This is a genomic window from Microbispora oryzae, from assembly GCF_017896165.1.
Lineage (GTDB): Bacteria > Actinomycetota > Actinomycetes > Streptosporangiales > Streptosporangiaceae > Microbispora > Microbispora oryzae.
This window is the reverse complement of record NZ_JAFCNB010000013.1, coordinates 124,557-149,143: the sequence shown is the minus strand read 5'-3', so window position 1 is coordinate 149,143 and position 24,587 is coordinate 124,557. Positions and strand designations below refer to the sequence as shown.

Genomic DNA, 24,587 nt, shown 5'->3' with positions numbered 1-24,587 from the left:
GCTGCCGGGGCGCCCGTCAGCAGCCGCTCTTGGCGCACTGGCCCTCGACGAGGCCCGAAGGGCCGTCGGAGAGTGAGTCGTCGCCCGACTGCTGCCCCCCACCGTTCTGGCCACCGTTCTGGCCACCGGACGAGGTGCCGGATGAGTGCTTCGTACCGCTCGTCCCGGAGCGCCCGGAGTTCCCCGATCCGGTCGACGAGCCGCCGGAGGAGCCGTCCGTGCCGGAGGCGTTCGCGCCGGAGCCCCCGCCGTTCGCGCCGCCGGGATCTGGGTCGCCGCCGCCTGTGCTGCCGGTGCCGCCGGCGGCGCTCTCGCCGTCCTGCGGGCCCGTGCCGGAGGCGTCGCCGTTCTGCGATTCGCCGTCGTCCGTACCGGCGGCACCGGCTGCCGCGCCGGCGCTCTGGCTCGCGGCCGGGACGGTGGTGCCCGGGCCGGCTCCCCCCTGGTTTTTCGCGATCGCGAAGCCGGCGCCGCCGGCTACCACCACCGCCACGGCGGCGGAGGCGGCCAGCACCATGGTCCTGCGGCGGGCGGGGGAGCGGCCTGCGGCCCTCCGGCGGGTGCGAGGTTCGCCCCCGTCGCTGGAGAGGATCTCCTCTCGCGGGTGGTCGGCCCGGCTCGTCAGGGGGTGGAGGTCCCCTTGCATGTGAAACAACTCCCTGCGGTCGTTTTTGGAAAGCTCCTCGGCTTCCGCGGGTGGTTGACCACCTTATCGACAGAAGCAGACAAATCGCACACTGTTTGCCGAAAGGATCACCAATCGCCCAGCTTGAGAGGGTGTGACACCGTCATCGGGACCGGGTCGCCGGCTCGCGGCGGACGGCGTCGGCCCGCGACCTGACATCGTGCGGTACGCGGCGGCCGGGTCGTGCCCTTCCCCGTACGTTTACGGGTGATCGGGCCGTGTGACCAGCCCCGCGGCCGGGGTGCCGTCCGGCCGGTCCGCACGGTTACGCCCGTACTCCTGAGGTCCTGTACACTGGCGTCGCGCCGTTTGAAACGGGTGCACGGGGCTATAGCGCAGCTGGTAGCGCACCTCCATGGCATGGAGGGGGTCTGGGGTTCGAGTCCCCATAGCTCCACCAGTGGTTGATGCGATTCAAAGACCCGCCTGAACGGCGGGTCTTTGGTTTATACGGCACGCCCGGCTTCGGTCGGTTATGGCCGCGCGGTGTAGGAGTAACTCGTCCAGCGCTCTGCCATTCTGCCATTTCTGATCCGCACCATGCTCATGCCCTCGGCGAGCAGCACGTTCTCGCCCTTCACCAGCATCGAGATCTTCTCGCGGAACGCCACCATGTCGCTTTCGGCGATCATGGTGTCGACCTCCATGTGAAAGCCCGGCATCGAGGGAAGGTTTGTCTCCACGCTTGTCTTGATGGCTTCGGGGCCGCGCAGGTCCGGGTGCGCGTGATCCACATAGTCGGCGGCCAAAATCTCCAGGGCAATCCCGCTTTCGCCGGTGTTCCACATTTGCGCATAGCGTTCTACGAGTTGCTTGTTGTCCTTTGTGTTCATATAAGGCAACCGTAGTGGAGGCGGCTTTTGTCCGTCAATGAATCACGGTACGGGGATACGGGGGGTTCAGGCGCGGAGCCCTCGACTCCCCTTGGCCCGTGCTCCGGAACCCACGATATGGCGTCACAGGCCGAGCAGGGCCGTCAGATGGAGCAAGGGCAGCCTGTGCGCGACGGCGGGTGGCGCGGCCTGCGGCGGGGCCGCGGTGGGAGAAGGGGTGGCCTGCGGCGGCGTCGCGGCCGGCTGTGGGGTGGGCGCGACGATGACGACGTTCTGCGTGATGTTGCAGACGCGGCTTCCGCGGCACAGCGCGTTCTGGATGCTCGTCGCCCCCTCGGCCGTGTTGGTCGAGGTGTGCTGGTAGCCCCGGTTCCGCGTCGGGCTCCGCAGCGAGAGCACGTTGTGGTTGCGCCTGCCGTTGCCGGTGGTGCTGTTCTCCTCGCCCACCGGCGGATCGGTCCGCAGCCGGGCGGCGGCCCGTTCGGGCCGGCTCCGTTCGGTGCTGGCACCCGCCGGGGCCGGAGCCGCTCCCGCGAGGAGCATCGCCGACGCGGAGACCCCGATGAGGCAGAGAACGGCCGGACTCCACCCACCGGCCATGCTCCCGCTTATCCGAAATGTCATTCTTTGTGGCCCCCCGCCGAATCATGCGATTCCGGGCGGCGACTCTCCACCCGAATCACTGATCAGGATAATCGGGGCCGGGCCGCGACCCGCGCCACCGACGGCCGGGGCGCGGGTTATTGCCGGAGTATTGCCATTCCTGGCGGATAAGCCCGACGCTATGTGTCTTTTCCGGCAACCAGGGCAGATCAGTTCCTGCTATAGGTCCGCTGGTTCTGGTGGATCTGGCAGGAGCGCGGCCACTTGTGGCAGTGGGCGTTCTGGGTGTTCGTGCTTCCGTTGTTACCGGTGGAGACTTCCTGGATGCCGTCGATGAGGGTGGGGGTGTCGATGGCGAAGTTGTTCTGGTTGTGCCGGCCGTTCCCCGCGTAGAGGTTGACCGTGCCCGTGTTGCTGGAGAAGGCGCTCTTGCCGCCGCGGTGGCGGCTCTTCGGGTCGGCGTACGCCGGTGCCGACACCGCGGCCACCGAGATCAGCGTCACGAGCACAACCGGCGCGAGACGCCATGCCGCGGTCCCGATGCTGGCGAGTCGATTCTCCGCACGGCGACGGCACATTCCGGGTACACCTGCCTTGATATCTACAGCTTCCGCTGACTCCCCCTCAGGGGACATAACGACGTTGGTCTGAATACCCCGCATCCGGCTCGCCGCCCCGTCCGGAGCCATCAACAGCGCAGATGATTACCTGTCCTTTGTCCTGGTCCACGAGGTTCCCTGCCCCTTCTCCCGTCCACCCGCGTACGGTCGTGGCACATGAGCGGGGGCGCCGAGGGTAGAGCGCGAGGCATGAAACGGATACTGCAGCTCTTCGCCACCCGGTGGCTGTCCCGGACGCCGCTGGGCCTGGTCGTCCTGGGGATCGGATGGCTGATCATCCGGAAGAGGCGCGGCCGCCGTCCCGAACGCAGCCAGGATCTGCGCGTGCCCGGCCGCAGGTCGGACAATCCCTACGTCTGGAAGGGGCCGTCCCCACATGGACGCCCCTGAGGGGGCCTGACCTGGGGGTGGCGGCCCGGTCTACCCTCTCGTGACCATGCGGCGCCCGGCCCGCTCCGGCGAGGTGCGGAAGGTCTGCCGGTAGGCGAGCGGGGAGACGCCGACCGTCGCGTTGAGGTGCTGGCGGAGCGACACGGCGGAGCCGAAGCCCGCCTTGCGCGCGATCAGGTCGACGGGCTGGTCGGTCGTCTCCAGCAGCTGACGGGCGCGCTCCACACGCTGGCGGATCAGCCACCTGGCCGGGCTGAGGCCGGTCTCCTCCCTGAATTTGCGGGTGAAGGTCCGCACGCTCATCCTCGCGTGCGCGGCCAGCGCGTTCAGATCGACCGGCTCCTGCAGGTGCTCCTGCATCCAGGCGCGCGTGGGACCGGTCGTCGTGCCGGCCGGCTCCGGCAGGGGCCGTTCGATGTACTGGGCCTGGCCGCCGTCCCGGAAGGGCGGGGTCACGCAGCGCCGCGCGGTGGCGTTGGCCACCTCGCTGCCGTGGTCGCGCCGGATGACGTGCAGGCACAGGTCGATTCCCGCGGCCACCCCGGCCGAGGTGAGCACGTCGCCGTCGTCGACGAACAGCACGTCGGGGTCGAGCAGCACCCGGGGGAAGAGCGATCGGAAGGTTTCCGCGTTACGCCAGTGGGTGGTGGCCGGCCTGCCGTCGAGCAGCCCCGCCGCGGCGAGCACGAACGCGCCCGTGCAGATGGAGATCAGGCGGGACCGCCCGGCCGCGGCGCGTAGGGCGTCGCGCACGTCGGGGTCGAGCGTCCCGTCCCGGAAGGCCGATCCGCTGTGGATGCCCGTGACCACCACGCTGTCCGCGGTCGCGAGGACGCCGAGGTCGTGATCGGGCACGACCTGAAACCCGGCGCGGCCGCGTACCGGCCGCCCGCCGGGCGTGCAGGTCACCACCTCGTAGAGGGGCTCGCCGGTGCCGGTGGCCCAGAACACCTGACCCGGAATGCCGAGATCCATTGTGGAGAAGTCGTCCAGGACGAGTACGGCGACGCGATGCATGGCCGGATTCTTTCACATATTGGCTTTCCGGCCACTGTCGTTCTCGGCGATCAACCAGGACCATGAGGGCATGAAGATCGTGCATCGCGCCTGGATCGTGGCCGCCGTCGCCTTCGTGGCCATCATCGGAGCAGCCGGATTCCGCGCCACACCGGGCGTGCTCATCACTCCGCTGCAGGACGAGTTCGGCTGGTCGAGGGGCGCCATCTCCCTGGCCGTGTCGGTGAACCTTTTGTTCTACGGACTGTTCTCGCCGTTCGCCGCGGCGCTCATGGACCGCTTCGGCATGCGCAGGGTCGTGTCGTGCGCGCTGGTGCTGGTCGCGGTGGGCAGCGGGCTCACCGTTCTCATGACGGCCACGTGGCAGCTGGTCGCGCTGTGGGGGGTGCTCGTCGGGATCGGCACGGGCTCCATGGCGCTGGTGTTCGCCGCGACCCTGACCGACCGCTGGTTCGCCCGGCACCGGGGTCTGGTCACCGGGATCCTCACCGCGGGCGGGGCGACCGGGCAGCTCGTGTTCCTGCCGGTGCTCGCCCATCTGGCCGAGATGCAGGGCTGGCGCTACGCGGCGATCACCGTGTCGGCGGCGGCGCTGGTCGTGGTGCCGCTCGTGTGGTTCCTGCTGCGCGACACGCCGGAGGAGCTCGGCCTGACGGCGCTGGGCGCGACCGGCCCCGTCGTCCGCGCCCCCGCGTCCGGTGCGGCCGCGCGGGCGCTGCGGGTGCTGCGCCAGGCCGCCGGACGCCGGCCGTTCTGGTTCCTGGTCGCCGGGTTCGCCGTCTGCGGAGCGAGCACGAACGGCCTGGTCGGCACCCATTTCATCCCCGCCGCGCACGATCACGGCATGGGGGAGACCACGGCGGCCTCGCTCCTGGCCGTCATCGGCGTCTTCGACATCGCCGGGACGATCGCCTCCGGCTGGCTCAGCGACCGGGTCGACTCGCGCGTCCTGCTGACCGTCTACTACGCGCTGCGCGGCCTGTCGCTGCTGGTCCTGCCGCAGCTCTTCGCGGCCACCGCCCATCCGAGCATGCTCGTCTTCATCATCTTCTACGGGCTGGACTGGGTGGCCACCGTGCCGCCGACCGTCGCCCTGTGCCGCAAGATCTTCGGCGCGGACGGCGCCGTCGTCTTCGGGTGGGTGTTCGCCTCCCACCAGATCGGGGCCGCCATCGCGGCGACGGCGGCCGGCGTGATCCGCGACCGGCTGGGCAACTACGACGCCGCCTGGTACGGCGCCGGCGCGCTGTGCCTGGTCGCGGCGGTCCTGTCGTTCCGGGTGGTCGACCGTGCGGTCCGCACCCGGAAGGCTGCCATCCTGGTCGGGTGACCGAACGCGTGCTTCCCCTGGTCGTCCGCATCGAGCGCGCCTCGCCCCCCGGGCGCACCGACGCGCTGGAGGCGGCGGCGACGGCCGTCCTGCGCCTGCTGGATCAGCCCGAATGGGAGCGAGAGATCGCCGAGTGGCAGGACGGCCGGATCCGGAAGGTGGTCAGGCGGGCCCGGGGGGCCGAGTGGCGCCGGGTGCTCCAGTTGCCCGGCGTCACGGTAGCCGTGGGGACGGCCGAGGTGCGCGTGCACCCGCCGGTGCCGCTCGACGACTGGCCGAAGGACCTGTCGCGGCTCCAGGTGTCCGGCACCGAACTGTCGGATCCCGCGCCGCCTCCGGATCCCGTCCCGCCGGGCGTGGTGCTGTGGATCAACCCGCACCTGACCATGACGGCCGGCAAGGCGATGGCGCAGGCGGGACACGGCGCCCAGTTCGCGTGGTGGGGCGCGGGCGACGCGGACCGCGCCGCCTGGCGGGAAGGCGGCCTGCTCACGAGCGTGCGGACGGCCGACCCGGGCCGGTGGGCCGCGCTGGCCGCCTCAGGTCTCCCGGTGGTGCGGGACGCCGGATTCACCGAGATCGAACCGGGTTCTCCGACGGTGGTGGCCGACGCCCCCTGGCTGCGGAAGGGCGTTCCCGAAGTGTGATGGGGATCGCGCCCGAAATTCCGGGATATGCCGTACGCTCCCGATCGTGTCACCTGGGGACTATGGGACGAAAGCCGTTCCCACTTACATAGCGGCCGAGGCGGAGACGACACCGTTACCGAAGATCACGGTCCCCGCACCACCGCCACCGAGCTCCAACAAGGGTCTTGGCGATCTGCCCATGCGGGTGGTCTACCGCGCGGTCGTCGCCGGGGTCGCGGTGCTCGCCGTGGGCGGTGGCGCGGCCTTCGTCCTGCTCGGCCGGAGCGAGCCGGCCTCCCGCGCGGCGGTCGTCGCCTCCCCGCCCGGCGTGGCCGCGCAGGTGCCCGTCACCTCGGTCGTCCCGACCGGTGACGCGACGGTCTCGGCTCTCGCGGGGGCCGGCGCCACGGCCGCCGGAACCGCGGTCCCCACCGCCGGGTCATCGACGGACTCCTCGGCGGGAGCCCCCACCGCGGGGGCCTCCCCGGACGGAGTGACGGCGAGCCCGGAGATCTCGCCGTCCGCGGACGCCGACACGGCGATGGACGCGGCCCTGACCGACCCCCGGGTGCCCGCTCTCCCGGCGAACGACCGCAGGCTGCGGCTCTTCCACGGCAAGCCGTCGGCCTCACGGAGTCTGGTCAAGGACAAGCGGTCCGGGGTGGCCTTCCCGCGCTTCGCCAAGAGCTGGCAGCTGGCCAAGGCCAGCCCGTTCGCCTCCCGGCAGGTGCTGCCCAAGGTCAAGGGCTCGGCGTACCGGGGACTGCTGGTGTCGTGCCCCGTGCCGATCCCGGTGCAGGGCACCCTGCGCGACACGGCGTTCCTCGCGGCGCGGTGGACCCTCAATCACCACCCGTCCGGCGCGACCCTGACCTGGACGGCCTCGCAGCCGATCAAGGTCGGCAAGCGGAAGGGATGGGTGCTCGGCTACACCGTCCACTACACGCTCAAGGGCAGGAAGCACACGTCGGCGGCGGCGGTGGCGCTGGTCGAAGTGCCGGACAGGAAGCCGGCGCTGGTGTTTGTCACGATCCCCGACGGGCAGCGCAAGCAGTGGCGTGACATCAACAAGGTGATGTCGTCCCTCCACGTCCTCTGAGCCTCCCCGAGTTCGCCGGACGGCGGGCCCGGCGCTGAACAGCGCGCGGGCCGAGCAGTGATCAACGGATCAGGCGGCTGCTGCTAGCGTGCGGGCGGGGCCGGCGACGGCCGCGAGGGAAGGAGAGGGGACGGCGGTGAACGACTTCCACACGGCCTTCTGGACGGCGAAGAGGGCGATGTTCCAGGCCGCGGAGGCGGCCTACAACCGCCACGGGGTGCGTGCGGGCCAGCAGTTCATCCTGCGTTGTCTGTGGGACGAGGACGGCCTCACCCCCGGGGAGATCGCTCGCCGCCTGGAGCTGACGACCCCCACCGTCACCCGGGCCGCGACCCGGATGGAGGCCTCCGGGCTGCTGCGCCGCGAACCCCATCCCACCGACGCCCGGCTCGTCCTGCTGCGGCTGACCGAACGCGGCCAGGAGCTGGAGGAGGTGATCGCGCGAGAGGTGGAACGCCTCGGCGAGCGCGCGCTGCGCACCCTCGACGAGGCGGAGCGCGAGCAGCTCGTCCGCTTCCTCGGTGAGATCCGCCGCAACCTCACCTGATCTCACCGTTCCGCCCTGGAAGCCCCCGCCCGCCCCACGGGCCGCGGGGCCGGGGTCAGCGTTCGGCGAGGACGATCACGGAGTCGCCGGTGCCGAACGTGAGCGGGCGCGACCGGTCCGGGTTGAGGACCACGCCGAAGTTGGGCGCGCGGTCGATCTGGTCGGCGAGGCGGTACCCGACGGCCGTCTCACCCCGCCGCCTGGCCGACTCGACGACGGTCGAGAACGTGACCGGGGCGCCGGTGACGACATAGTCGGCGGCGCGCCTGGGATAGATCTCCGAGCCCCTGGAGTCGAAGAGATAGCCGAACACGTCGGCGAGGTGCGGGCTCTCGGCGAGCTGGGCGAGCAGCAGTCCGATGACCGTGTCGCTGATGACGATGTCGTCGGCCTCGGTGACCTCGGCGAGGGCCCGGTTGTTCTCGTCGTGCATCTCGCTCACGATCGAGTAGCGCTCGCCGAGCGTGTTCTGCATGTCGCGGAGCTGGAGCAGCGTCATCAGCGTGCGCGTGTCCGCGTGGCGGGGCTCGTACCTGTCGTCCGACAGCACGATGACGTGCTGGTAGACGCCGGCGCCCAGCGACTCCAGGGCGTACCTGTCCGTTGAGTCGCACTCCTTGACGTTGACCGTCAGGTTGAGGAGACCGCCGAGACCGGCGCCCGCGGCCGGGTGGTCGCTCGCGACGTCGAGCACGGAACCGGACGTCACGTAGCCGTCGAGGTAGCGGATGACCTGGGGGGCCCGGCCGTTCCAGCCGAGCAGCAGGGTGCGCGCGGGGGTGGGCGGCTGGTGCGCGGCCCGCACGATGTGGCGCTCGTCAACCTGGTCTCCGCCGGCGGCCAGGCGGATCAGGGAGTCGTCCTGCGCGATCACGATGATCTGGTCGGACGTTCCGATCACGGTGTCCGCGGACGGGTTGAGCACCACGCCTCCGGCCGTGCGCAGCCCGATGACGGTGGCCGTCGCGTACGCGCTGAGCGCCTGGCCGTACGTCAGGCCCGCGAGCGCGGGGTCGCGGCGCAGATAGATCTCGCCGCGGTCGAAGTCGAGCAGGTCCATGCAGACGACCGACATGCCGGACTGGCGGGACGACTGGACGATGAGCCGGGACGCGACGTCGTCGCTGTCGACCAGGTGGACGTCCGCGCCGCCGGCCAGCCGGGCGGCGGCCATGTTGCGGGAGGAGGAGAGGGCGGCCACGACCGGCGGATGGCTCCCGGCCCGCTTCGCCAGCGCGAGCAGGGTCTTGATGACGTGGGCGTCCGGGTCGTCCTCCTGGGGCGACAGCACGACGACGCCCCGCGCGGTGTCCAGGCTCATCAGGTCGAGGTCGGCCGGCTCCGTGGGGCGGCCGGTGCGGCAGACCAGCCGGGTCCTGCCGGTGTCGCCGACCCGGGCACGGATCGCCTCCTCCATGGCGGGCTTGTCCTTGTCCGCCATGATCGCGATCACGGACCTGGGCTGGCTGGCGTGCGCCTTGACGAGCTCGGAGACGATCGTGAAGATCTGCTCCGACCAGCCGAGGATCACGGTGTGGCCGCTCTCGATGATGCGGGAACGGCCCTTGCGGAGCTCCTCGATCTTGCCGCGCAACCCGGCGGACAGGACGCCGACGAGCGTGCTGACGATGAAGATGCCGCCGAGTGACGCGATCAGCATCAGGGTCAGGAACGGCGCGGTCCCGGTGTCGCTGGCGATCTTGCCGGGGCTGAGCGTGCGCATGAGCGTCATCCACAGCACGCCCGGCCATCCGTCGTGGCCGAAGACCTCGTCGGGGGTGAGCCACAGCGTGAGGCCGCTGACCACGAGGATCAGCGCCAGGGACACCACGGCCAGCCAACCGATGAGGGCGGTCGTGCCCTTGGCCATCGTGTTGTCAAACCAGTACCTCAGGTGCTGTTTGACCGTGGGTCTCGACACAGCGGTCCTCCGGGAGACAAAGTGATCAATGAGGAGACATATTAGGAGCCGTTAGGCTTCCGGATGTGACAGATCTGGTGCTCGCTTCCGCCTCGCCCGCCCGTCTCGGGGTGCTCCGGGCGGCCGGCCTCGATCCGAAGGTGATCGTCAGCGGCGTCGACGAGGACGCGATCTCGGCCGGCTCGCCGGAGGAGCTCTGCCTCGCGCTCGCCGAGGCCAAGGCGGCGGCCGTCTCCGCGAAGCTCGCGGACGCCCTCGTCATCGGCTGCGACTCCGTCCTGGAGCTCGACGGCGTCGCGTACGGCAAGCCGTCGTCGCCCGAGACGGCCGTAACCCGCTGGCGTTCGATGCGGGGAAGGACCGGGCGGCTGCTCACCGGGCACTGCGTGGTCGACGTGGCAGCCGGGCGCCAGGTGTCGCGGACCGCGGCGACCGTGGTCAGGTTCGGCACGCCGTCCGACGATGAGCTCGACGCGTACGTGGCCAGCGGGGAGCCGCTGCGGGTCGCCGGCGCCTTCACCCTGGACGGCCTGGGCGGCTGGTTCGTCGAGGGCATCGACGGCGACCACGGCAACGTGCTCGGCATCTCGCTGCCCCTGCTCCGCCGGTTGTTCGCCGATCTGGGCGTGTCCGTCACCGCGTTGTGGCGCTAATCTGCCCGCCATGAGCGGCATCGGACGGCGTGGCGTGGGCGGGCTCGCCGAGGGAATCGGCTTCTGTTTCAGGGGGTTCGGCTGGGTCGCGCGGCACCCCCGGTGGTGGTTGTTCGGGCTGCTCCCGGCGCTGGTGGCGACCGTGCTGTACGCGGTGGCGCTGGTGTGGCTGGGCACGCACGCCACGGACCTCGCCGCCCGGGTCACGCCGTTCGCGGACGGGTGGGGGTGGCGCGACGCGTTCCGCACCCTGGTCGGCATCATGATCTTCGTGATGGGCCTCGGCCTGGCGGTGCTGACGTTCACCGCCGTCACCCTGGCCATCGGCGAACCCTTCTACGAGAAGCTCTCCGAGAAGGTCGAGGAGGACCTCGGGGGCATTCCCGCCGGTGACGAGACGCCGTTCTGGCGGTCGTTCCTCCGGTCGCTGCGCGACAGCGTGGTGACGCTCCTCTACGTCCTGATGTTCGCGATCCCGCTGTTCGCGCTCGGGTTCGTCCCGGTGATCGGCCAGACGGTCGTGCCTGTCGTGGGGGCGCTGGTGTCCGGGTTCTTCCTCGCCGCCGAGCTCACCGCGCTCGCCCTGGAACGCCGGGCCCTGCGGCGCAGGCAGCGGTTCGCGCTGCTGCGTTCGAACATGGCCCTGACGCTCGGGTTCGGCGTCCCGTTCTTCCTGGCGTTCATGGTGCCGCTGCTCAGCGTGGTGGTCATGCCCGCGGCCGTTGCGGGCGCGGCGATGCTGGTGCGCGGGCGGCTGGCCCCGCCCGCCACGCAGCCGGCGTAGGCGATCCGTAGGCGCGATCCACAGAAGGCCGTTCATCCACAGCGGCGGCCGGACGGGGAAGCGGGTCCCGCGACTCGGGCGATGCTCTCCGCATGACGACACCCCGGCTCGCGCTCTCCTCCCCGGCGGACATCCTCGCCGCCGTTCCCTATCTCCTCGGCTTCCACCCCGACGACAGCCTGGTGGTGACCGGCTTCACGGGGTCCGCGCTGCGGCTCAGCTCCCGCTGCGATCTCCCTGTCGCCTCCGCCGACCTCCGCCGCCTGATCCCGGTGCTGCGGCGCTCAGGAGTGACACTGGTCATGCTCGTCGGATACGGACCGGGGCCGCTGGTGACGCCCGCCGTCGACGAGGCGACCCGGCTGCTGCGAGAGGCGGGATTCGACGTGGCCGAGGCCCTGCGTGCCGAGGGCGGCCGCTACTGGTCCTACTCCTGCTCGAACGCGGCCTGCTGCCCGGCCGAGGGCACGCCCTTCGACCCGGCCGTCAGCCAGGTGGCGGCGATCGCCGTGACCCACGGGCTGGTCGCGCTGCCCGACCGGCGCAGCCTGGCCCGGTCGGTCGAGCCGTCGGGCGGGGCGGCCATGCGGCTGGCGACCCGGGCGGTGGCGGGCGGCCTGCGGGCCCGGCTCGCGCGGGCGCGCCAGGCAGGTCCCGACGGTCCCGACGGTCCCGGCGGGCACGACCCGCTGGCCGCCGACCTCGTGGCGGAGGGGCTGGCCCGCGTCAGGGAGGCCGTGATCCGCTACGACTCGGGCGGGCGGCTGGCGGACGAGGAGGCGGCCCGGCTCGGCTTCGACCTCGCGCTGATCCGGATCCGCGACGAGGCCTGGACGCTCCTCGACGACCGGGACGTCCACGTCGCCCTCTGGCGCGACATGACCCGCCGGCTGGAGCCGCGATACGCCGCGCCGGCCGCGTCGCTGCTCGCCGCGGCGTCCTGGCAGCAGGGTGACTGCGCCCTGGCGGGGCTGGCGGTCGAACGGGCGCTCGCCGCCGATCCCGGCTACACGATGGCCCTCCTGCTCCGTCAGGCGCTGACCCACATGGTGCCGCCGGAGACGCTCCGCGACCGGATGCCGACGACCTGCGAACTCGACGATGAGATGGGCCCGCCGCGGGCCGCCTGGCTCGCGCCGCTGCGCGCGTGGCTGATCGAGGACCCCGTCGCGCGCACCGGCTGAGGGCCTCGGGAAAGGACGTGCGAGAAGTGACGGGAGAAGCGAGCGGGATTCTCGCCTGCTTTCGGGCCGCGCGGCCTCGAAGGATTTGGCTTTCCACATGCCGCGTCCACGTGGCTTGTGTCGGCATTTGGCGGTCTATGAGGGCGCGTCCTAAGAGGACATGTCTATGGGCGTGCGTTCTATGAGCCCGTGTCCAATGAGCCCGTGTTCTATGAGGCCGGATGGAATTGGCCGAGGAGACCTGTCGCGGGGGCGACCGGTCGCCCCCGCGCCTTCTCAGGAGTGCCCGCCGCTCTCGGCCCGGCGGCGCTCGTTGTAGGCGCGCATCCGCTGCGGGTAACCGGTCAACTGGACGTCGTAGACGGGAAGCGCGAGGTTTCTGGCCACTCTGCCGATCACCGCAGGAGATCCCACGCGGCGGCGGGTCCACTCTCCGTCGTGCGCGACCGCGACCGCCGTCGTGTCCGTGGCGAAGGTCTCCGGCTCCACATAGAACTCGACACCCCGCCGGGAACGGGCGAACTCGATGAGCGCCTCGATATCGGCGTCGGTCGCCTCGCGGTCGAACTTGGCCACACGGGACCCTCGGAGTCGTCTGATTCCATAGCGATCGCGCCATCTCATAGTGGTTATATACAGCCTCCGGCATCACGAATGTGTTAAGACCGAAGTCAGCGCATTTTTGGCCCTTTCCGAAGACCTCGTCCAGTCCCGCCCGGCGGGATGAGGCAGTCCTGTTGGGGGGGGGGGCCATCTCGGGGATCGGTCCGGGATGTCCCCTATGGATCGTGGCGCGTGTCAGGCTCAGGATGGAGGCAGACTCGAAGAAGCCGAGACGGCCGACGGAAGGCGATGCTCTGATGCCCGCGGCAGCGACACCTGCGTGGCAGGGGAGGACCCCCATGCCACATCCGCACCTGCGCGTGACCGACAAGGACCGCGAGCAGGTGGTCGAGCACGTCAAGGGGGCCTTCTCCGAGGGCAGGCTCGACAAGGCGGAGATGGACGAGCGGCTACACCTCGCCATGACCGCCCGCACCCACGCGGATCTCGTACCGATCATGAACGACCTGTACGGGTACCGCCCCGCCTACATTCCCCGTCCGCCGGCCTCCGGAGCCCGGACTCAGGGTTACGCCGCCCAGCCCTCGGAGAGCGGTGAGCGGCTCCTCGGGGCCGCCGCGCACCTGCTGCCGCTGTTGGGGTTTTTCCTGATCGGACCGTTGATCGTCCTGCTGACGGCCGGGCGCACCTCGCCCTCCGTGCGGGGGCAGGCCGTCGAGGCGCTCAACTTCCAGCTGACGATGCTGGGCGCCACGATCGTGTTGCCGTTCACCGTCATCGGCCTCGTGCTCGTGCCGTTCATCTGGATCGTGGGGTTCGTGCTGTGGGTCGTGGCGGGTGTGTCGGCCCTGGCCGGCAACGAGTTCCGCTATCCGCTGACGCTGCGCCCCGTGAAGTGAGCCTCCCGGCGCCGGGATCGCCGTCTCAGGGCATGAGCGCGCGTACGGCGCTCACGGTGTCGGCCTCCTCGGCGCGCTTGTCCGGCCGGTAGCGCAGGACCCGGGCGAACCGCAGCGCCATCCCGCCGGGATAGCGGCTCGACCGCTGCACGCCGTCGAAGGCGATCTCCACGACCAGTTCCGGCTTGAGGTGCACCACCCAGTCGTCCGCGGGCCCCTGGGCCAGGCGGAGGAACTGCTCGGTCTGCCAGGTCAGCAGTTCGTCGGTGAGGCCCTTGAACGTCTTGCCCAGCATCACGAAGGTGCCGGTCTCCGGATCGAGGGCGCCCAGGTGGAGGTTCGACAGCCAGCCGCGACGGCGGCCGCTTCCCCATTCGGCGGCCAGCACGACCAGGTCGAGGGTGTGCCGGGGCTTGACCTTGATCCAGCCCGCCCCCCGCCGGCCCGCCGCGTACGGCGTCAGCGGCGACTTCACCACCACGCCCTCGTGGCCCCGCCGTACGGCGTCGGCGAAGAACTCCTCGCCCTCCTCCGGCTCGGCCGTGACGATGCGCGGAGCCACCAGCCCGGCGGGCAGGGCGGTCCGCAGCGCGACGTGACGTTCGGCCGCCGGCAGGTCGAGCAGGTCGGCCCCGCCGACCCGCAGGGCGTCGAAGAAGAAGACGCTCAGCGGCACGCTCGCGCGCAGCGACGAGACGTCGGTCTTGCTCGCCACGCGTCCCGAGGTCACCTGGAACGGCTCAGGGCGGCCGTCCGGGCGCAGCGCGAGCACCTCGCCGTCGAGCACGAGGTCGTTCTCCGGCAACGCGAGAACGGCCTCGACCAGTTCGGGCACCTGGGCGGTGATGTCGTCGAGCGTGCGGGTGAAGACGGAGACGTCCTCGCCCTTGCGGTGCGCCTGCACCCGGACGCCGTCGAACTTCCACTCGACCGCGGCCGGGCCGCCGATCTTCTCCAGCGCGGCGGTGACGCTTGGGGCGCTCTGCGCGAGCATCGGCGCGACCGGGCGCCCCACCTCCAGATGGAAGTCCCGCAGCTCCCCGACGCCGCCCCGCAATGCGGCGGCGCCCACCGCGGGCAGCCAGCCGCGCAACGTGAGGGCCCGCCTGACCTCGGCGGACGGCACCTCGGCCGCCTTGGCGAGCGCCTCGATCATGACGCCGTCGAGGGCGCCCTGCCGCAGTTCGCCGGTCAGCAGCCGCACCAGGAACGACTGCTCCTGGCGGGTGACCGCGCCGAACAGCTCGGCGAGCAGATCTCTGCGGGCGGCCTGGGAGCCGGCGCCCGACTGACTCTTGATCCGGTCGAGCAGCGCGTCGATCTGGGTGAGGGTCGCGGTGGCGACCTGGCGCGGCTCCGGCAGGTCGCGGAGGCTGCGGAAGCCGACCCCGATCTGCCGCTGCGGAAGCTCGCCGGACAGGTAGGCGATGGCGATCTCGGCCTCGTCCGGCCCCACCCTGCCCAGCAGCTCGGCCAGGTGCCGAATCTTGGCGAGCCGCGCCGAGTCGGCGGCGACCGCCGCCGACGTGCGGGCAAGGTCGATCAGCAACACACCGTAATACTGCCTCACCGGAGCGGTGTTCGCCCACGCCGGGGGTGGGATGCCTTTCGTCAGTCGTAGTGGCGCATCCGCGGCCACAGCTCCGGCCAGGACAGGCGGGGGTCCCGGCAGACGATGACCGACCGGCCCTCCTCCTCGCCGATCACCCCCTGAACGGTCGCGGCGTGCGCGCACTGGCCGAAGACCCGGGACATGCCGGTAAGCGGGAACCCGACGGCCACGACCACGCGCGTCCCCTCCGGAGGCGGGCCCCACCACCACAGCTCGTTCTGGCTGCTGTAGATCCGCGGCAGCCCGAACTCGCCCGACCAGCGGTCGAGCGCTCCGGCTTCGCCGTAGTTGTCCGCCAGCACCACGGCGCCGGCGCGGTCCTGCGCGGGGAGAGCCCGGACGACGTTCGCGACCTGCTGCGCGATCCCCCGCATGCCGACGGCCTCGCGGGCGGTCTCGTTCACCGCCGGAACGGGCGTGCTCGCCAGCGACGACTCCGGGATCACGGGCAGAGCCAGCACGATGTTGATCACGGCGTTGAGGCCGAGCGCGCCGGCGAGCAGCGGGCGGCGGCGCCAGGCCGCCGCCGACACGCAGCCCGCGGCGAACAGGTAGAGCAGGAACGCCCCGGTGTAGTCGGGCCGGCCGCCGGAGAACAGGGTCGCGGCGCAGGCCACCGGGTAGGCGACGGCGAGTGGCCGCAGCCGCCGGTCGCGCCACAGCCGCCGCCAGCCCACCACGCCCACGACGGCCTGCGGAATGCCGATCAGCACCACCTGGAGGGGCACGAACGTGAGCCGGTTGCCGGTGCCGTCGTTCTCCCGCAGCGCGGTGGCCATCTGGAACTGCGGCCATCCGTGCGTCGCCTGGTAGTAGAGATTGGGGGAGGCGATCAGCAGGGCGAGGGCGGCGCCGATCCACAACCGCCGGTCGCGCAGCACCTCGCGCGGCCCGCAGAGCACGACGCCGACGCCGATGCCGCCCAGCAGCATCACGATGAGATCGCGATTGTAGGTGGCGACGCCGGCGAGCAGACCGACCCAGATCCACTGCCGTCCGTCGCCCTTGAGCGCGCGGATCACGAGCAGCGTGACCCCCGTCCACAGGACGAGGTCGGTCGTCAGGGTCAGCAGCGTGTGGCCGGCGACCAGGGTCAGCATGCCGGTGGCGGTGCCCGCCGCCGCGAGGATCTCCGCCCTGCGGTTCCCACCCAGCTCGCGGGTGATGATGGCGATCAGCAGGACGAGTACGCCGGCCGCCAGGGCGGGCACGACTCTGAGCGCGACGAGTGTGTCGCCGAAGACCGCCGTCGAGACCCGCGCGATCATCGGGGTCAGCGGCGGGGTGTCGAAGTATCCGAGCCGGGGATGCTCGCCCAGCAGGCGGAAGTAGAGCTCGTCGCGGTGGTAGCCGTACCAGGGGCTGTTGACGAGGAGCACGACCGTCGTGGCGAGGGCGATGGCGAGGACGGGAGTGCGCGAGATACGCGCGTCCGGACGGACCGCTGTCAGGGTGGTCACCGGGCAATGATGCTGTGCCGGCCCGCCCGGAGGGAAGGCGCGTGTCGAGATGCTTGTCAGGCGACGCCGAGAAGGTCGACCACGAAGATGAGCGTCTCGCCGGGCTTGATCGCGTTGCCCGCGCCCCGGTTGCCGTATCCGAGGTGCGGCGGAATGGTCAGGCGCCGGCGCCCGCCGACCTTCATGCCGGCGACGCCGCGGTCCCATCCGGCGATCACCCGGCCCCCGCCGAGCGGGAACTGGAAGGGCTGGCCGCGGTTCCATGACGCGTCGAACTCCTCGCCCGTCGAGAACGCGACGCCGACATAGTGGACGGTGACGTTCTGTCCCGGCTTGGCCTCGGGTCCGTCCCCCTCGACGAGGTCGACGATCTCCAGGTCCGCGGGTGCCGCGCCCTCTGGGAAGTCGATCTCGGGCTTCTCGAGTGCCACGTGGGTCTCCTCAATCGTGTGGTGCCGGAGGTTCCGGCAGTCGCCTGACTTTACCGGCGCGGCCCCCGCCGGAACGCCCTTCCCCGGAGTTCCGCGCGTTCCCGGGCGAGGGGACGGGGGCTCGCTGTGGTGTGCGGCGGTGTGCGCGCGGTCACCAGCTCTGGTGGAGCGGCATGCCCTCCGTGTATCCGGAGGAACTCTGCACCCCGACGACGGCCCGCTCGTGGAACTCCTCCAGGTCGTCGGCTCCCGCGTAGGTGCAGGAGGAGCGGAGCCCGGCCACGATGGCGTCGATCTGGTCCTCCACGCTGGGCCGCAGGGCGTCGAGATACATCCGCGAGGTCGAGATGCCCTCCTCGAACAGCGCCTTGCGCGCCCGCTCGAACGGGCTGTCCTCGGCGGTCCGCAGCCGCACGGCCCGCGCCGACGCCATGCCGAAGTTCTCCTTGTACTTCCGGCCGTCCGCCGCCGTGCGCGTGTCGCCCGGAGACTCGTACGTGCCCGCGAACCAGGAGCCGATCATCACATTGGAGGCGCCGGCGGCGAGCGCGAGCGCGACGTCGCGGGGATGGCGCACCCCGCCGTCCGCCCAGACGTGCCGGCCCAGACGGCGGGCCTCGGCGGCGCACTCGAGCACGGCGGAGAACTGCGGCCGGCCGACGCCGGTCATCATCCGGGTGGTGCACATCGCCCCCGGTCCGACGCCCACCTTCACGATGTCGGCGCCCGCCTCGACCAGGTCGCGCACCCCCTCGGCGGTGACCACGTTGCCCGCGGCCACGGGTACGGAGGGCCCGAGCGCCCGCACCGCCCGCAGGGCGCCGATCATCTTCTCCTGGTGGCCGTGGGCCGTGTCCACCACCAGCACGTCGGCCCCGGCGTCGAGCAGTTCCTTGGCCTTGGCCGACACGTCGCCGTTCACTCCGACCGCGGCGGCGATCCGCAGCCGGTTCCCGGCGTCGACCGCGGGCCGGTAGAGCGTCGAGCGCAGCGCGCCGGTCCTGGTCAGGATGCCCACGAGCCGGCCGTCCCCGTCGACGACGGGGGCGAGCCGGTGGCGCCCCTCGTGCAGCGCCTCGAACGCCGCCTGCGGGTCGATCCCCCGGGGCAGCGTCTGCGGGGAGGCCGTCATGACCTGGGAGAGCTGGGTGAACATGTCGACGCCCTGGCAGTCGGCCTCGGTGACGACGCCGACGGGGTGGTTCTCCCAGTCGACGACGATGACCGCGCCGTGCGCCCGCTTGGGCAGGAGGTTGAGCGCCTCGCCGACCGTGTCGTGCGGCGTCAGCGCGATCGCGGTGTCGTGGACCAGGTCGCGGCTCTTCACCCACTCGATGACGTCGGCGACCACGTCGATGGGGATGTCCTGGGGGATGACGGCGATGCCGCCCCGGCGGGCGACGGTCTCCGCCATGCGGCGGCCGGCCACCGCCGTCATGTTGGCGACCACGATGGGAATGGTCGTCCCGGTTCCGTCCCTGGAGGACAGGTCGACGGCCAGGCGCGATCCCACCGAGGAGCGGGACGGCACCATGAAGACGTCGCTGTACGTGAGATCGTAGGGCGGCGGCACATCGTTGAGGAATCGCACGTTTGTCCAGCCTACGCTGTGAGCGGTCATCGACGGCATTCCCGGCCGGGGGCGGGCCGAGACACGCCGGCGGATAGATTGAGCTTGCCCGGAAGGAGAACCCGTGATCATCGTTGACCGGCCCGAGGTGCTCGTCGTCGGTTATGCCGTACGGACCTCGGCCGCGGCCGAGGCGGACCCGGCCCTCGCCCGGTCGCCCGGTCTGTGGGCGCGTGCTGGAGCACCGGGCGCGTTCGCGCACGTTCCCGGCCGGGTCGACGAGAACCTCTACGCGGTGCTGACCGACTACGAGAGCGCCGGCCGGGGCGCGTACACCCAGATCGTGGGCACCGCTGTGCACACGGCCGCGCGGCTGCCCGAGGGCATGGTGGCGGTCCGGGTGCCGGGCGTCCCGGCGATGCTGTTCGAGGCGCGGGGGCCCATGCCGGACGCGTTGCGCGACGCCTGGCAGCAGGTGGGCAAGCACGTCGAGTCGGGGGCCGCCCCGGCCAGGGCGTTCACGACCGACCTGGAGATCCACCACCTCGGCGGCGTCGATCTCTACGTGGCCACGCTGCCGTCGTTCGGGGATCCGACCGGGCCGATCCCTGTGGTTCCGCCCATTCCGCCGGCTCAGCCCGCCTGATCGTTCTCCCGCGATGTGATCACGCCAGCAGTCCGGCCGCCCGCAGGGCCTCCGCCTCGTCGCCGGGCAGACCCCACGACGTGAGGTCGCGCAACCGCGTGGCGGGGGCGAGGTCGCCGCGCCCCGCGCCGACCAGACGCGGCGCGGGCGCCGGCTGGGTCATCCCGCCGACGTCGGCGAACGTCCCGCGCGCGCGGTTGTGCGGGTGGGCGGCCGCCTCGCGCGGCGACAGCACGGGGAACACGCAGGCGTCCGATCCCTCGAAGACCCGCTCCCACTCCGCCCGCGTCCGGGACCCGAACGCGGCGGCCAGCCGCTGCCGGATCGCCGGCCAGTTGGCGCGGTCGCCGCGGTCGGGCAGGCCGTCCAGGCCCATCAGGGAGACCATCTCGTCCCAGAAGCGGGGCTCCAGCGGCCCCACGGCGAGGAAGCCGCCGTCGGCGGTCTCGTACGTGTCGTACATCGGGGCCCCGGTGTCGAGCAGGTTCGTGCCGCGCGGACCCCAGGCTCCGCTCGCCGCCCCCGCGTAGAACATGGAGAACAGCAGCGCCGCGCCGTCGACCATGGCCGCGTCGACCACCCGGCCCCGGCCGGTCCGCTCCCGCTCCAGCAGCGCGAGCAGCACGCCGTACGCCAGCATCAGGCCGCCGCCCGCGAAGTCGCCGATGACGTTGATCGGGGGAGTGGGCTTCTCCCCGGCGCGGCCGAGCATCGACAGGACACCGGCGATCGCGATGTAGTCGATGTCGTGCCCCGCCGCGGCGGCGAGCGGGCCATCCTGCCCCCAGCCGGTCATCCGGCCGTAGACGAGCCGTTCGTTGACCGCGTGGAGGTCGGCGGGGCCGATGCCGAGCCGTTCCGCGACGCCTGGCCGGAACACCTCGATCACCACGTCGGCGCGCTCGGCGAGCCGCCTGAACGCGGCGGCGCCGTCGGGCGACTTGAGGTCGAGCCCGATCGTGCGCTTGCCCCGGTCCATGACGTCGTGGCGCGGTTCGTCCCGCACCGCGCCGACGCGGTCGACGCGGAGCACCTCGGCCCCGTGGTCGGCCAGCATCATCCCGGCGAACGGCCCCGGCGCGAGCCCCGCGAGCTCCAGCACCCGGAATCCCGTCAGCGGGCCCTTCGAGGACTCTTCCATCCGACCCTCCTCGGAGCGTCCTCCGTCGTACCGGGCCAGTAGAACATGCTTCGGTCGCGTGGCAGACTTCGCCCGTGACCGTCTCGGATCCCCCCTCCGCCACCTGGAAGGTCCTCGCCCTCCCCCCGCTCCCGGAAAGCGTCCTGCGCGGCCTGCTGGCCGGGCTCGGCGACCGGGTGGAGCTCTCGGTCCCGGCCCGGCACGATCGGCCGGCCCTGCTGGAGGCGCTGCCCGACGCGGAGATCGTCATCGGCGACTGGAGCGGCGCGCTGGCGCTCGACGCCGAGGCCGTACGGCACGCGCCGCGCCTGGCTTTCGTCCAGCAGCCGGGCGTGGGGGTGGAGGGACACGACCTGGAGGCGCTGAGGGCCGCGGGCGTGCCTCTCGCCAACGCGGCCGGGGTCAACACCCTCGCCGTGGCGGAGTGGTGCGTGGCCGCCGCGCTGGCCGTGCTGCGGCGTCTCGCTGAGGGCGACCGAGGGATGCGGGCGGGGGAGTGGCCGCAGCTCACCCTGTCCAGGAGGGAACTGGCCGGCGCGAGGGTGGGAATCGCCGGCTTCGGGCCGATCGGCGCGGCCTGCGCCCGGCTGTTCGGCGCGCTGGGGTGCCAGGTGTCCTACTGGTCGCGCTCCGCCAGGTCCGAGTCGTACGGCGCCGCCTACCTGGGCCTCGACGACCTGGTGGCGTCGAGCGACGTGCTGGTCCTGGTCGTGCCCCTGACGGCCGAGACCCGGGGCATGCTGGACGAGCGTCGCCTGGCCGCGATGCCGACCGGCTCGATCGTGGTGAACGCCGCGCGCGGCGGCCTCGTCGACCACGCCGCGCTGCTGACCGCCGTCGAGTCGGGCCACCTGGCTGGGGCGGCGCTCGACGTCTACGACCCCGAGCCGCCGGCGGCCGGCGACCCGATCCGCGCCTGTGACCGGATCCTGCTGTCCCCTCACGCCGCCGGGGCGACCTCGCAGGCCACGGGCAGGCTGATCGAGTGCGTGATCGGGAACCTCGGCGCGGCCGTCGCGGGGCGCCCGGTCGTGAACGTGGTCAACGGGGTGGACCCCCTCGTGATCCGAAGGTAAAACGGCAGGATACGATCGTCGCTGCCGATCCGGTTTCCCGAGATGTCACGCGTGAACTCGATAGTTTTCCCCCGTGTAACGTGTCTGGTCTGGTCAGCGATGTTCTCGAGGGTTAGCGTGCCTAGAGGCGATCTCTATGGTCCATGGGGGTGGTGTCATGCCAGAGCGCACGGCCAGTATGACCGCCCATAAAAAGGCTGTCGAGCAGATCAGGGAGTCGTACGCCGCCATCCCGGGGGACGCGACCCCCCGGCTGGGCAAGGCGACGACGAACCTGTTCCGTTTCCGCGCGCCGGCCAAGACGGCCACGCTGTCGGCCCGCGACCTCGACCAGGTGATCGAGGTCGACCCCGACACGATGACCGCAGAGGTCCAGGGCATGACCACGTATGAGAACCTGGTCGACGCCACGCTGCCGCACGGTCTGATGCCGTACGTGGTGCCCCAGCTGAAGACCATCACGCTGGGCGGCGCGGTCACCGGGCTCGGCATCGAGTCGAGCAGCTTCCGGGACGGCCTGCCGCACGAGTCGGTGGAGGAGCTGGAGATCCTCACGGGGGACGGCCGCGTCGTGGTGGCCCGCGCCGACAACGAGCACGCGGACCTGTTCCGGTCCTTCCCCAACTCCTACGGCACCCTCGGCTACGCCCTGCGCATCCGGATCAAGCTGGCCCGGGTCAAGCCGTTCGTCCGCCTGACGCACATCCGCTTCGCCGACGCCGACAAGTGCATGCTGGCGATGCAGGAGATCTGCGAGAGCCGCGAGCACGAGGGGGAGAAGGTCGACTTCGTCGACGGCGTGTTCTTCACGCCGGACGAGCTCTACATCACGGTCGGCACGTTCTGCGACCGGGCTCCCTACACCTCCGACTACACGGGCATGCGGATCTACTACCAGTCGATCCGCACCCGCGCGCGCGACTGGCTGACCATCCGCGACTACCTGTGGCGCTGGGACACCGACTGGTTCTGGTGCTCCCGCGCGTTCGGGGTGCAGCAGCCGCTGGTCCGTTCGCTCGTGCCGCGCCGCTACCTGCGCTCGGACGTCTATCGCAAGCTCGTCGGCCTCGACCAGAGGTACGGCGTGACCGCCCGCCTGGACCGCTGGCGCGGCAATCCCGCGCAGGAGTCGGTCATCCAGGACGTGGAGGTCCCCGTCGAGCGGGGGGCCGAGTTCCTCGACGTCTTCCACCGCGAGATCGGCATGGCGCCGGTCTGGATGTGCCCGCTGCGGGCGTCGGGACAGTGGCCGCTCTATCCCCTCGAGCCGGGGCGCCTGTACGTGAACTTCGGCTTCTGGGGCATGGTCCCCCTGCCCAGAGGGCAGCAGGACGGGTATCACAACCGGCTGATCGAGCAGGCGGTGCACGCCCTCGACGGCCACAAGTCGCTCTACTCGAGCTCGTTCTACGAACGCGACGAGTTCTGGCGGCTCTACAACGGGGATGCCTACTGGCCGGTCAAACGGTCGTACGACCCGGGCGGGCGCATGCTCGACCTGTACGACAAGTGCGTCCGCGGCAGGTAGGCGTCGCAGGTCGGAGAGGTACACATGACTCTTGCGCAGATCTTCGAAAAGATCGTCGGCCCTGACGCGGGCGTGGAGTTCGCCGCATACGACGGCAGCAAGGCCGGCTCGCTCGGGGCGGACATCCGGATCGAGGTGAAGTCGCCCGTCGCCGTGGCCTATCTGGCCCAGGCGCCCGGGGAGCTCGGCCTCGCCCGTGCCTACGTCTCCGGTCACCTCGACGTCCACGGCGACATGTACACCCTGCTCGACCGCATGTGGTCGCTGACGCTCAACGACCTGCCGCTGGGCGAGAAGGTCGCCGCGATCCGGTCGCTCGGCGCCAAGCCGCTGCTGATGCGGGTGCCGCTGCCGCCCCAGGAGATGCGGCGCAGCGCGCTGGCCCGGCTCGGCAGCCGCCATGCCAAGCAGCGCGACGCCGAGGCGATCCACCACCACTACGACGTCTCCAACAGGTTCTACGAGTGGGTGCTCGGCCCGTCCATGGCGTACACCTGCGCCGTGTTCCCGTCGGCGGACGCCAGTCTTGAGGACGCCCAGTTCACCAAGTTCGACCTGGTCGCCAGGAAGCTGGGTCTCGAGCCCGGCATGCGGCTGCTCGATGTCGGCTGCGGCTGGGGCGGCATGGTCATGCACGCCGCCAAGCACTACGGCGTCAAGGGCCTCGGCGTGACGCTCTCCCGGCAGCAGGCCGAGTGGGCGCAGAAGGCGATCGCCGAGGCGGGCCTGTCCGAGCTCGCCGAGGTCCGCTACACGGACTACCGCGACGTCGCCGAGACCGGGTTCGACCGGGTGAGCTCCATCGGCCTCACCGAGCACATCGGCAAGGACAACCTCCCGTCGTACTTCTCCTTCCTGTACGACAAGCTCAAGCCGGGCGGCCGCCTGCTCAACCACTGCATCACCCGTCCGACCGGCACGGAGAAGACGTTCAACAAGGGCGGCTTCATCAACCGGTACGTCTTCCCCGACGGGGAGCTGGAGTCGGTCGGCTACCTCGTCCGCCAGATGGAGGACATCGGCTACGAGATCCGCCACGAGGAGAACCTGCGCGAGCACTACGCGCTGACGCTGCGCGAATGGTGCGCGAACCTCGACGCCCACTGGGACGAGGCGGTCGCGGAGGTCGGCCAGGGCACCGCCCGCGTCTGGCGTCTCTACATGGCGGGCTGCGTCGTCGGCTTCGAGCGCAACAAGGTGCAGCTCCACCAGGTGCTCGGGGTCAAGCTCGACGAGGACTCCTCGGCGCGGGTCCCGCTGCGCCCCTCCCTCGACTGGCCCTGATCCCAGACCGGCCCTGACCCCAGGCCGACACCGGTCCGGCGCGTGAGCCGCCGGACCGGGTGGCCTGGGCCCCGGCGCGGG

At 71.4% G+C, this 24,587-nt stretch carries 25 protein-coding genes and 1 tRNA gene; 14 read left to right on the top strand and 12 right to left on the bottom strand.

Annotation, left to right across the window (positions count from 1 at the left end):
• Nucleotides 1–16 precede the first annotated feature (16 nt).
• Nucleotides 17–646, bottom strand: coding sequence for a hypothetical protein (locus JOL79_RS22950; RefSeq protein ID WP_210157944.1), 630 nt, complete (start codon nucleotides 644–646; stop codon nucleotides 17–19).
• 363 nt (nucleotides 647–1,009) lie between these two features.
• On the opposite strand from JOL79_RS22950, the gene JOL79_RS22945 reads away from it, so the two are divergent.
• Nucleotides 1,010–1,085: transfer RNA gene (locus JOL79_RS22945), tRNA-Ala, on the top strand.
• Between the two features lie 73 nt (nucleotides 1,086–1,158).
• Here JOL79_RS22945 and JOL79_RS22940 read toward each other — a convergent pair.
• The 3 genes from JOL79_RS22940 to JOL79_RS22930 all read right to left on the bottom strand — a co-directional run bounded on the left by JOL79_RS22940 (nucleotide 1,159) and on the right by JOL79_RS22930 (nucleotide 2,624).
• A complete protein-coding gene (locus tag JOL79_RS22940) occupies nucleotides 1,159–1,518 on the bottom strand; it encodes an ester cyclase (RefSeq protein WP_210157943.1) in 360 nt (119 codons plus the stop codon).
• A gap of 123 nt (nucleotides 1,519–1,641) precedes the next feature.
• Nucleotides 1,642–2,118, bottom strand: a complete 477-nt coding sequence (locus JOL79_RS22935; RefSeq protein WP_210157942.1) for a hypothetical protein — start codon at nucleotides 2,116–2,118, stop codon at nucleotides 1,642–1,644.
• A gap of 212 nt (nucleotides 2,119–2,330) precedes the next feature.
• On the bottom strand, nucleotides 2,331–2,624 hold the full coding sequence (locus tag JOL79_RS22930; RefSeq protein WP_210157941.1) for a hypothetical protein: 294 nt from the start codon (nucleotides 2,622–2,624) through the stop codon (nucleotides 2,331–2,333).
• Between the two features lie 306 nt (nucleotides 2,625–2,930).
• Here JOL79_RS22930 and JOL79_RS22925 point away from each other — a divergent pair, with 306 nt between their 5' ends.
• Nucleotides 2,931–3,131, top strand: coding sequence for a DUF6203 family protein (locus tag JOL79_RS22925; protein WP_210157940.1), 201 nt, complete (start codon nucleotides 2,931–2,933; stop codon nucleotides 3,129–3,131).
• A gap of 30 nt (nucleotides 3,132–3,161) precedes the next feature.
• Here the strand turns inward: JOL79_RS22925 and JOL79_RS22920 are convergent, their stop codons facing one another.
• Nucleotides 3,162–4,148, bottom strand: a complete 987-nt coding sequence (locus tag JOL79_RS22920) for a GlxA family transcriptional regulator (protein ID WP_210157939.1) — start codon at nucleotides 4,146–4,148, stop codon at nucleotides 3,162–3,164.
• A 70-nt stretch (nucleotides 4,149–4,218) separates the two neighbouring features.
• On the opposite strand from JOL79_RS22920, the gene JOL79_RS22915 reads away from it, so the two are divergent.
• The 4 genes from JOL79_RS22915 (at nucleotide 4,219) to JOL79_RS22900 (ending at nucleotide 7,753) form a co-directional block, all read left to right on the top strand.
• The gene (locus JOL79_RS22915) at nucleotides 4,219–5,478 is read left to right on the top strand and encodes an MFS transporter (protein WP_210157938.1); all 1,260 of its coding nucleotides are present in this window, start codon (nucleotides 4,219–4,221) and stop codon (nucleotides 5,476–5,478) included.
• Nucleotides 5,475–6,125 carry a peptidyl-tRNA hydrolase gene (locus tag JOL79_RS22910; RefSeq protein ID WP_210157937.1) on the top strand — a complete coding sequence of 217 codons (651 nt, stop codon included), beginning with the start codon at nucleotides 5,475–5,477 and terminating at the stop codon, nucleotides 6,123–6,125. Before JOL79_RS22915 ends, JOL79_RS22910 begins: the two co-directional genes overlap by 4 nt.
• A gap of 181 nt (nucleotides 6,126–6,306) precedes the next feature.
• Nucleotides 6,307–7,206 carry a hypothetical protein gene (locus JOL79_RS22905; RefSeq protein ID WP_210157936.1) on the top strand — a complete coding sequence of 300 codons (900 nt, stop codon included), beginning with the start codon at nucleotides 6,307–6,309 and terminating at the stop codon, nucleotides 7,204–7,206.
• Nucleotides 7,207–7,342: 136 nt separating this feature from the next.
• Complete coding sequence (locus JOL79_RS22900) at nucleotides 7,343–7,753, top strand: MarR family winged helix-turn-helix transcriptional regulator (RefSeq protein WP_307848679.1); 411 nt, start codon at nucleotides 7,343–7,345, stop codon at nucleotides 7,751–7,753.
• A 55-nt stretch (nucleotides 7,754–7,808) separates the two neighbouring features.
• On the opposite strand, the gene JOL79_RS22895 is transcribed toward JOL79_RS22900, so the two are convergent.
• The gene (locus tag JOL79_RS22895; protein ID WP_230985322.1) at nucleotides 7,809–9,623 is read right to left on the bottom strand and encodes a CASTOR/POLLUX-related putative ion channel; all 1,815 of its coding nucleotides are present in this window, start codon (nucleotides 9,621–9,623) and stop codon (nucleotides 7,809–7,811) included.
• 116 nt (nucleotides 9,624–9,739) lie between these two features.
• Here JOL79_RS22895 and JOL79_RS22890 point away from each other — a divergent pair, with 116 nt between their 5' ends.
• The 3 genes from JOL79_RS22890 (at nucleotide 9,740) to JOL79_RS22880 (ending at nucleotide 12,295) form a co-directional block, all read left to right on the top strand.
• Entirely contained in the window at nucleotides 9,740–10,327 is a 588-nt protein-coding gene (locus JOL79_RS22890) for a Maf family protein (protein WP_210157934.1), read from the top strand.
• 10 nt (nucleotides 10,328–10,337) lie between these two features.
• Nucleotides 10,338–11,111 (top strand): EI24 domain-containing protein, encoded by a 774-nt coding sequence (locus JOL79_RS22885; RefSeq protein ID WP_210157933.1) that lies wholly within the window; start codon nucleotides 10,338–10,340, stop codon nucleotides 11,109–11,111.
• A 92-nt stretch (nucleotides 11,112–11,203) separates the two neighbouring features.
• Nucleotides 11,204–12,295 carry a DUF4192 domain-containing protein gene (locus tag JOL79_RS22880; RefSeq protein ID WP_210157932.1) on the top strand — a complete coding sequence of 364 codons (1,092 nt, stop codon included), beginning with the start codon at nucleotides 11,204–11,206 and terminating at the stop codon, nucleotides 12,293–12,295.
• A 276-nt stretch (nucleotides 12,296–12,571) separates the two neighbouring features.
• Here JOL79_RS22880 and JOL79_RS22875 read toward each other — a convergent pair whose 3' ends face one another.
• A complete protein-coding gene (locus JOL79_RS22875) occupies nucleotides 12,572–12,919 on the bottom strand; it encodes a hypothetical protein (protein ID WP_210157931.1) in 348 nt (115 codons plus the stop codon).
• 278 nt (nucleotides 12,920–13,197) lie between these two features.
• On the opposite strand from JOL79_RS22875, the gene JOL79_RS22870 reads away from it, so the two are divergent.
• Complete coding sequence (locus JOL79_RS22870) at nucleotides 13,198–13,758, top strand: DUF1707 and DUF4870 domain-containing protein (protein ID WP_210157930.1); 561 nt, start codon at nucleotides 13,198–13,200, stop codon at nucleotides 13,756–13,758.
• A gap of 25 nt (nucleotides 13,759–13,783) precedes the next feature.
• Here the strand turns inward: JOL79_RS22870 and JOL79_RS22865 are convergent, their stop codons facing one another.
• From JOL79_RS22865 to JOL79_RS22850, 4 genes are all read right to left on the bottom strand, one after another.
• Nucleotides 13,784–15,310: an ATP-dependent DNA ligase gene (locus tag JOL79_RS22865; protein WP_210157929.1), complete on the bottom strand. Its 1,527-nt coding sequence runs from the start codon at nucleotides 15,308–15,310 to the stop codon at nucleotides 13,784–13,786.
• 59 nt (nucleotides 15,311–15,369) lie between these two features.
• Entirely contained in the window at nucleotides 15,370–16,830 is a 1,461-nt protein-coding gene (locus JOL79_RS22860) for a glycosyltransferase family 39 protein (RefSeq protein WP_210157928.1), read from the bottom strand.
• Nucleotides 16,831–16,886: 56 nt separating this feature from the next.
• Entirely contained in the window at nucleotides 16,887–17,261 is a 375-nt protein-coding gene (locus JOL79_RS22855) for an FKBP-type peptidyl-prolyl cis-trans isomerase (protein ID WP_210157927.1), read from the bottom strand.
• A 151-nt stretch (nucleotides 17,262–17,412) separates the two neighbouring features.
• Nucleotides 17,413–18,852 (bottom strand): GuaB1 family IMP dehydrogenase-related protein, encoded by a 1,440-nt coding sequence (locus JOL79_RS22850; RefSeq protein WP_210157926.1) that lies wholly within the window; start codon nucleotides 18,850–18,852, stop codon nucleotides 17,413–17,415.
• A gap of 103 nt (nucleotides 18,853–18,955) precedes the next feature.
• Here JOL79_RS22850 and JOL79_RS22845 point away from each other — a divergent pair, with 103 nt between their 5' ends.
• Nucleotides 18,956–19,477, top strand: coding sequence for a GyrI-like domain-containing protein (locus tag JOL79_RS22845; protein WP_210157925.1), 522 nt, complete (start codon nucleotides 18,956–18,958; stop codon nucleotides 19,475–19,477).
• Nucleotides 19,478–19,496: 19 nt separating this feature from the next.
• On the opposite strand, the gene JOL79_RS22840 is transcribed toward JOL79_RS22845, so the two are convergent.
• Nucleotides 19,497–20,618 carry a CaiB/BaiF CoA transferase family protein gene (locus tag JOL79_RS22840; protein WP_210157924.1) on the bottom strand — a complete coding sequence of 374 codons (1,122 nt, stop codon included), beginning with the start codon at nucleotides 20,616–20,618 and terminating at the stop codon, nucleotides 19,497–19,499.
• Between the two features lie 74 nt (nucleotides 20,619–20,692).
• Between JOL79_RS22840 and JOL79_RS22835 the strand changes: the two genes are divergently transcribed.
• The 3 genes from JOL79_RS22835 (at nucleotide 20,693) to JOL79_RS22825 (ending at nucleotide 24,506) form a co-directional block, all read left to right on the top strand.
• Nucleotides 20,693–21,694 carry a 2-hydroxyacid dehydrogenase gene (locus tag JOL79_RS22835; RefSeq protein ID WP_210157923.1) on the top strand — a complete coding sequence of 334 codons (1,002 nt, stop codon included), beginning with the start codon at nucleotides 20,693–20,695 and terminating at the stop codon, nucleotides 21,692–21,694.
• Nucleotides 21,695–21,851: 157 nt separating this feature from the next.
• The gene (locus JOL79_RS22830) at nucleotides 21,852–23,222 is read left to right on the top strand and encodes an FAD-binding oxidoreductase (RefSeq protein WP_230985280.1); all 1,371 of its coding nucleotides are present in this window, start codon (nucleotides 21,852–21,854) and stop codon (nucleotides 23,220–23,222) included.
• A gap of 24 nt (nucleotides 23,223–23,246) precedes the next feature.
• Nucleotides 23,247–24,506, top strand: a complete 1,260-nt coding sequence (locus JOL79_RS22825; RefSeq protein WP_210157922.1) for an SAM-dependent methyltransferase — start codon at nucleotides 23,247–23,249, stop codon at nucleotides 24,504–24,506.
• The last annotated feature ends 81 nt before the right edge of the window (nucleotides 24,507–24,587 follow it).

Coding starts and splice junctions, on each gene's coding strand:
- JOL79_RS22915 (WP_210157938.1), top strand. CDS start 4,219: ATGAAGATCGTGCATCGCGCCTGGATCGTGGCCGCCGTCGCCTTCGTG.
- JOL79_RS22925 (WP_210157940.1), top strand. CDS start 2,931: ATGAAACGGATACTGCAGCTCTTCGCCACCCGGTGGCTGTCCCGGACG.
- JOL79_RS22950 (WP_210157944.1), bottom strand. CDS start 646: ATGCAAGGGGACCTCCACCCCCTGACGAGCCGGGCCGACCACCCGCGA.
- JOL79_RS22880 (WP_210157932.1), top strand. CDS start 11,204: ATGACGACACCCCGGCTCGCGCTCTCCTCCCCGGCGGACATCCTCGCC.
- JOL79_RS22875 (WP_210157931.1), bottom strand. CDS start 12,919: ATGAGATGGCGCGATCGCTATGGAATCAGACGACTCCGAGGGTCCCGT.
- JOL79_RS22895 (WP_230985322.1), bottom strand. CDS start 9,623: ATGGCCAAGGGCACGACCGCCCTCATCGGTTGGCTGGCCGTGGTGTCC.
- JOL79_RS22885 (WP_210157933.1), top strand. CDS start 10,338: ATGAGCGGCATCGGACGGCGTGGCGTGGGCGGGCTCGCCGAGGGAATC.
- JOL79_RS22935 (WP_210157942.1), bottom strand. CDS start 2,118: ATGGCCGGTGGGTGGAGTCCGGCCGTTCTCTGCCTCATCGGGGTCTCC.
- JOL79_RS22940 (WP_210157943.1), bottom strand. CDS start 1,518: ATGAACACAAAGGACAACAAGCAACTCGTAGAACGCTATGCGCAAATG.
- JOL79_RS22920 (WP_210157939.1), bottom strand. CDS start 4,148: ATGCATCGCGTCGCCGTACTCGTCCTGGACGACTTCTCCACAATGGAT.
- JOL79_RS22905 (WP_210157936.1), top strand. CDS start 6,307: ATGCGGGTGGTCTACCGCGCGGTCGTCGCCGGGGTCGCGGTGCTCGCC.
- JOL79_RS22830 (WP_230985280.1), top strand. CDS start 21,852: ATGCCAGAGCGCACGGCCAGTATGACCGCCCATAAAAAGGCTGTCGAG.
- JOL79_RS22825 (WP_210157922.1), top strand. CDS start 23,247: ATGACTCTTGCGCAGATCTTCGAAAAGATCGTCGGCCCTGACGCGGGC.
- JOL79_RS22870 (WP_210157930.1), top strand. CDS start 13,198: ATGCCACATCCGCACCTGCGCGTGACCGACAAGGACCGCGAGCAGGTG.
- JOL79_RS22840 (WP_210157924.1), bottom strand. CDS start 20,618: ATGGAAGAGTCCTCGAAGGGCCCGCTGACGGGATTCCGGGTGCTGGAG.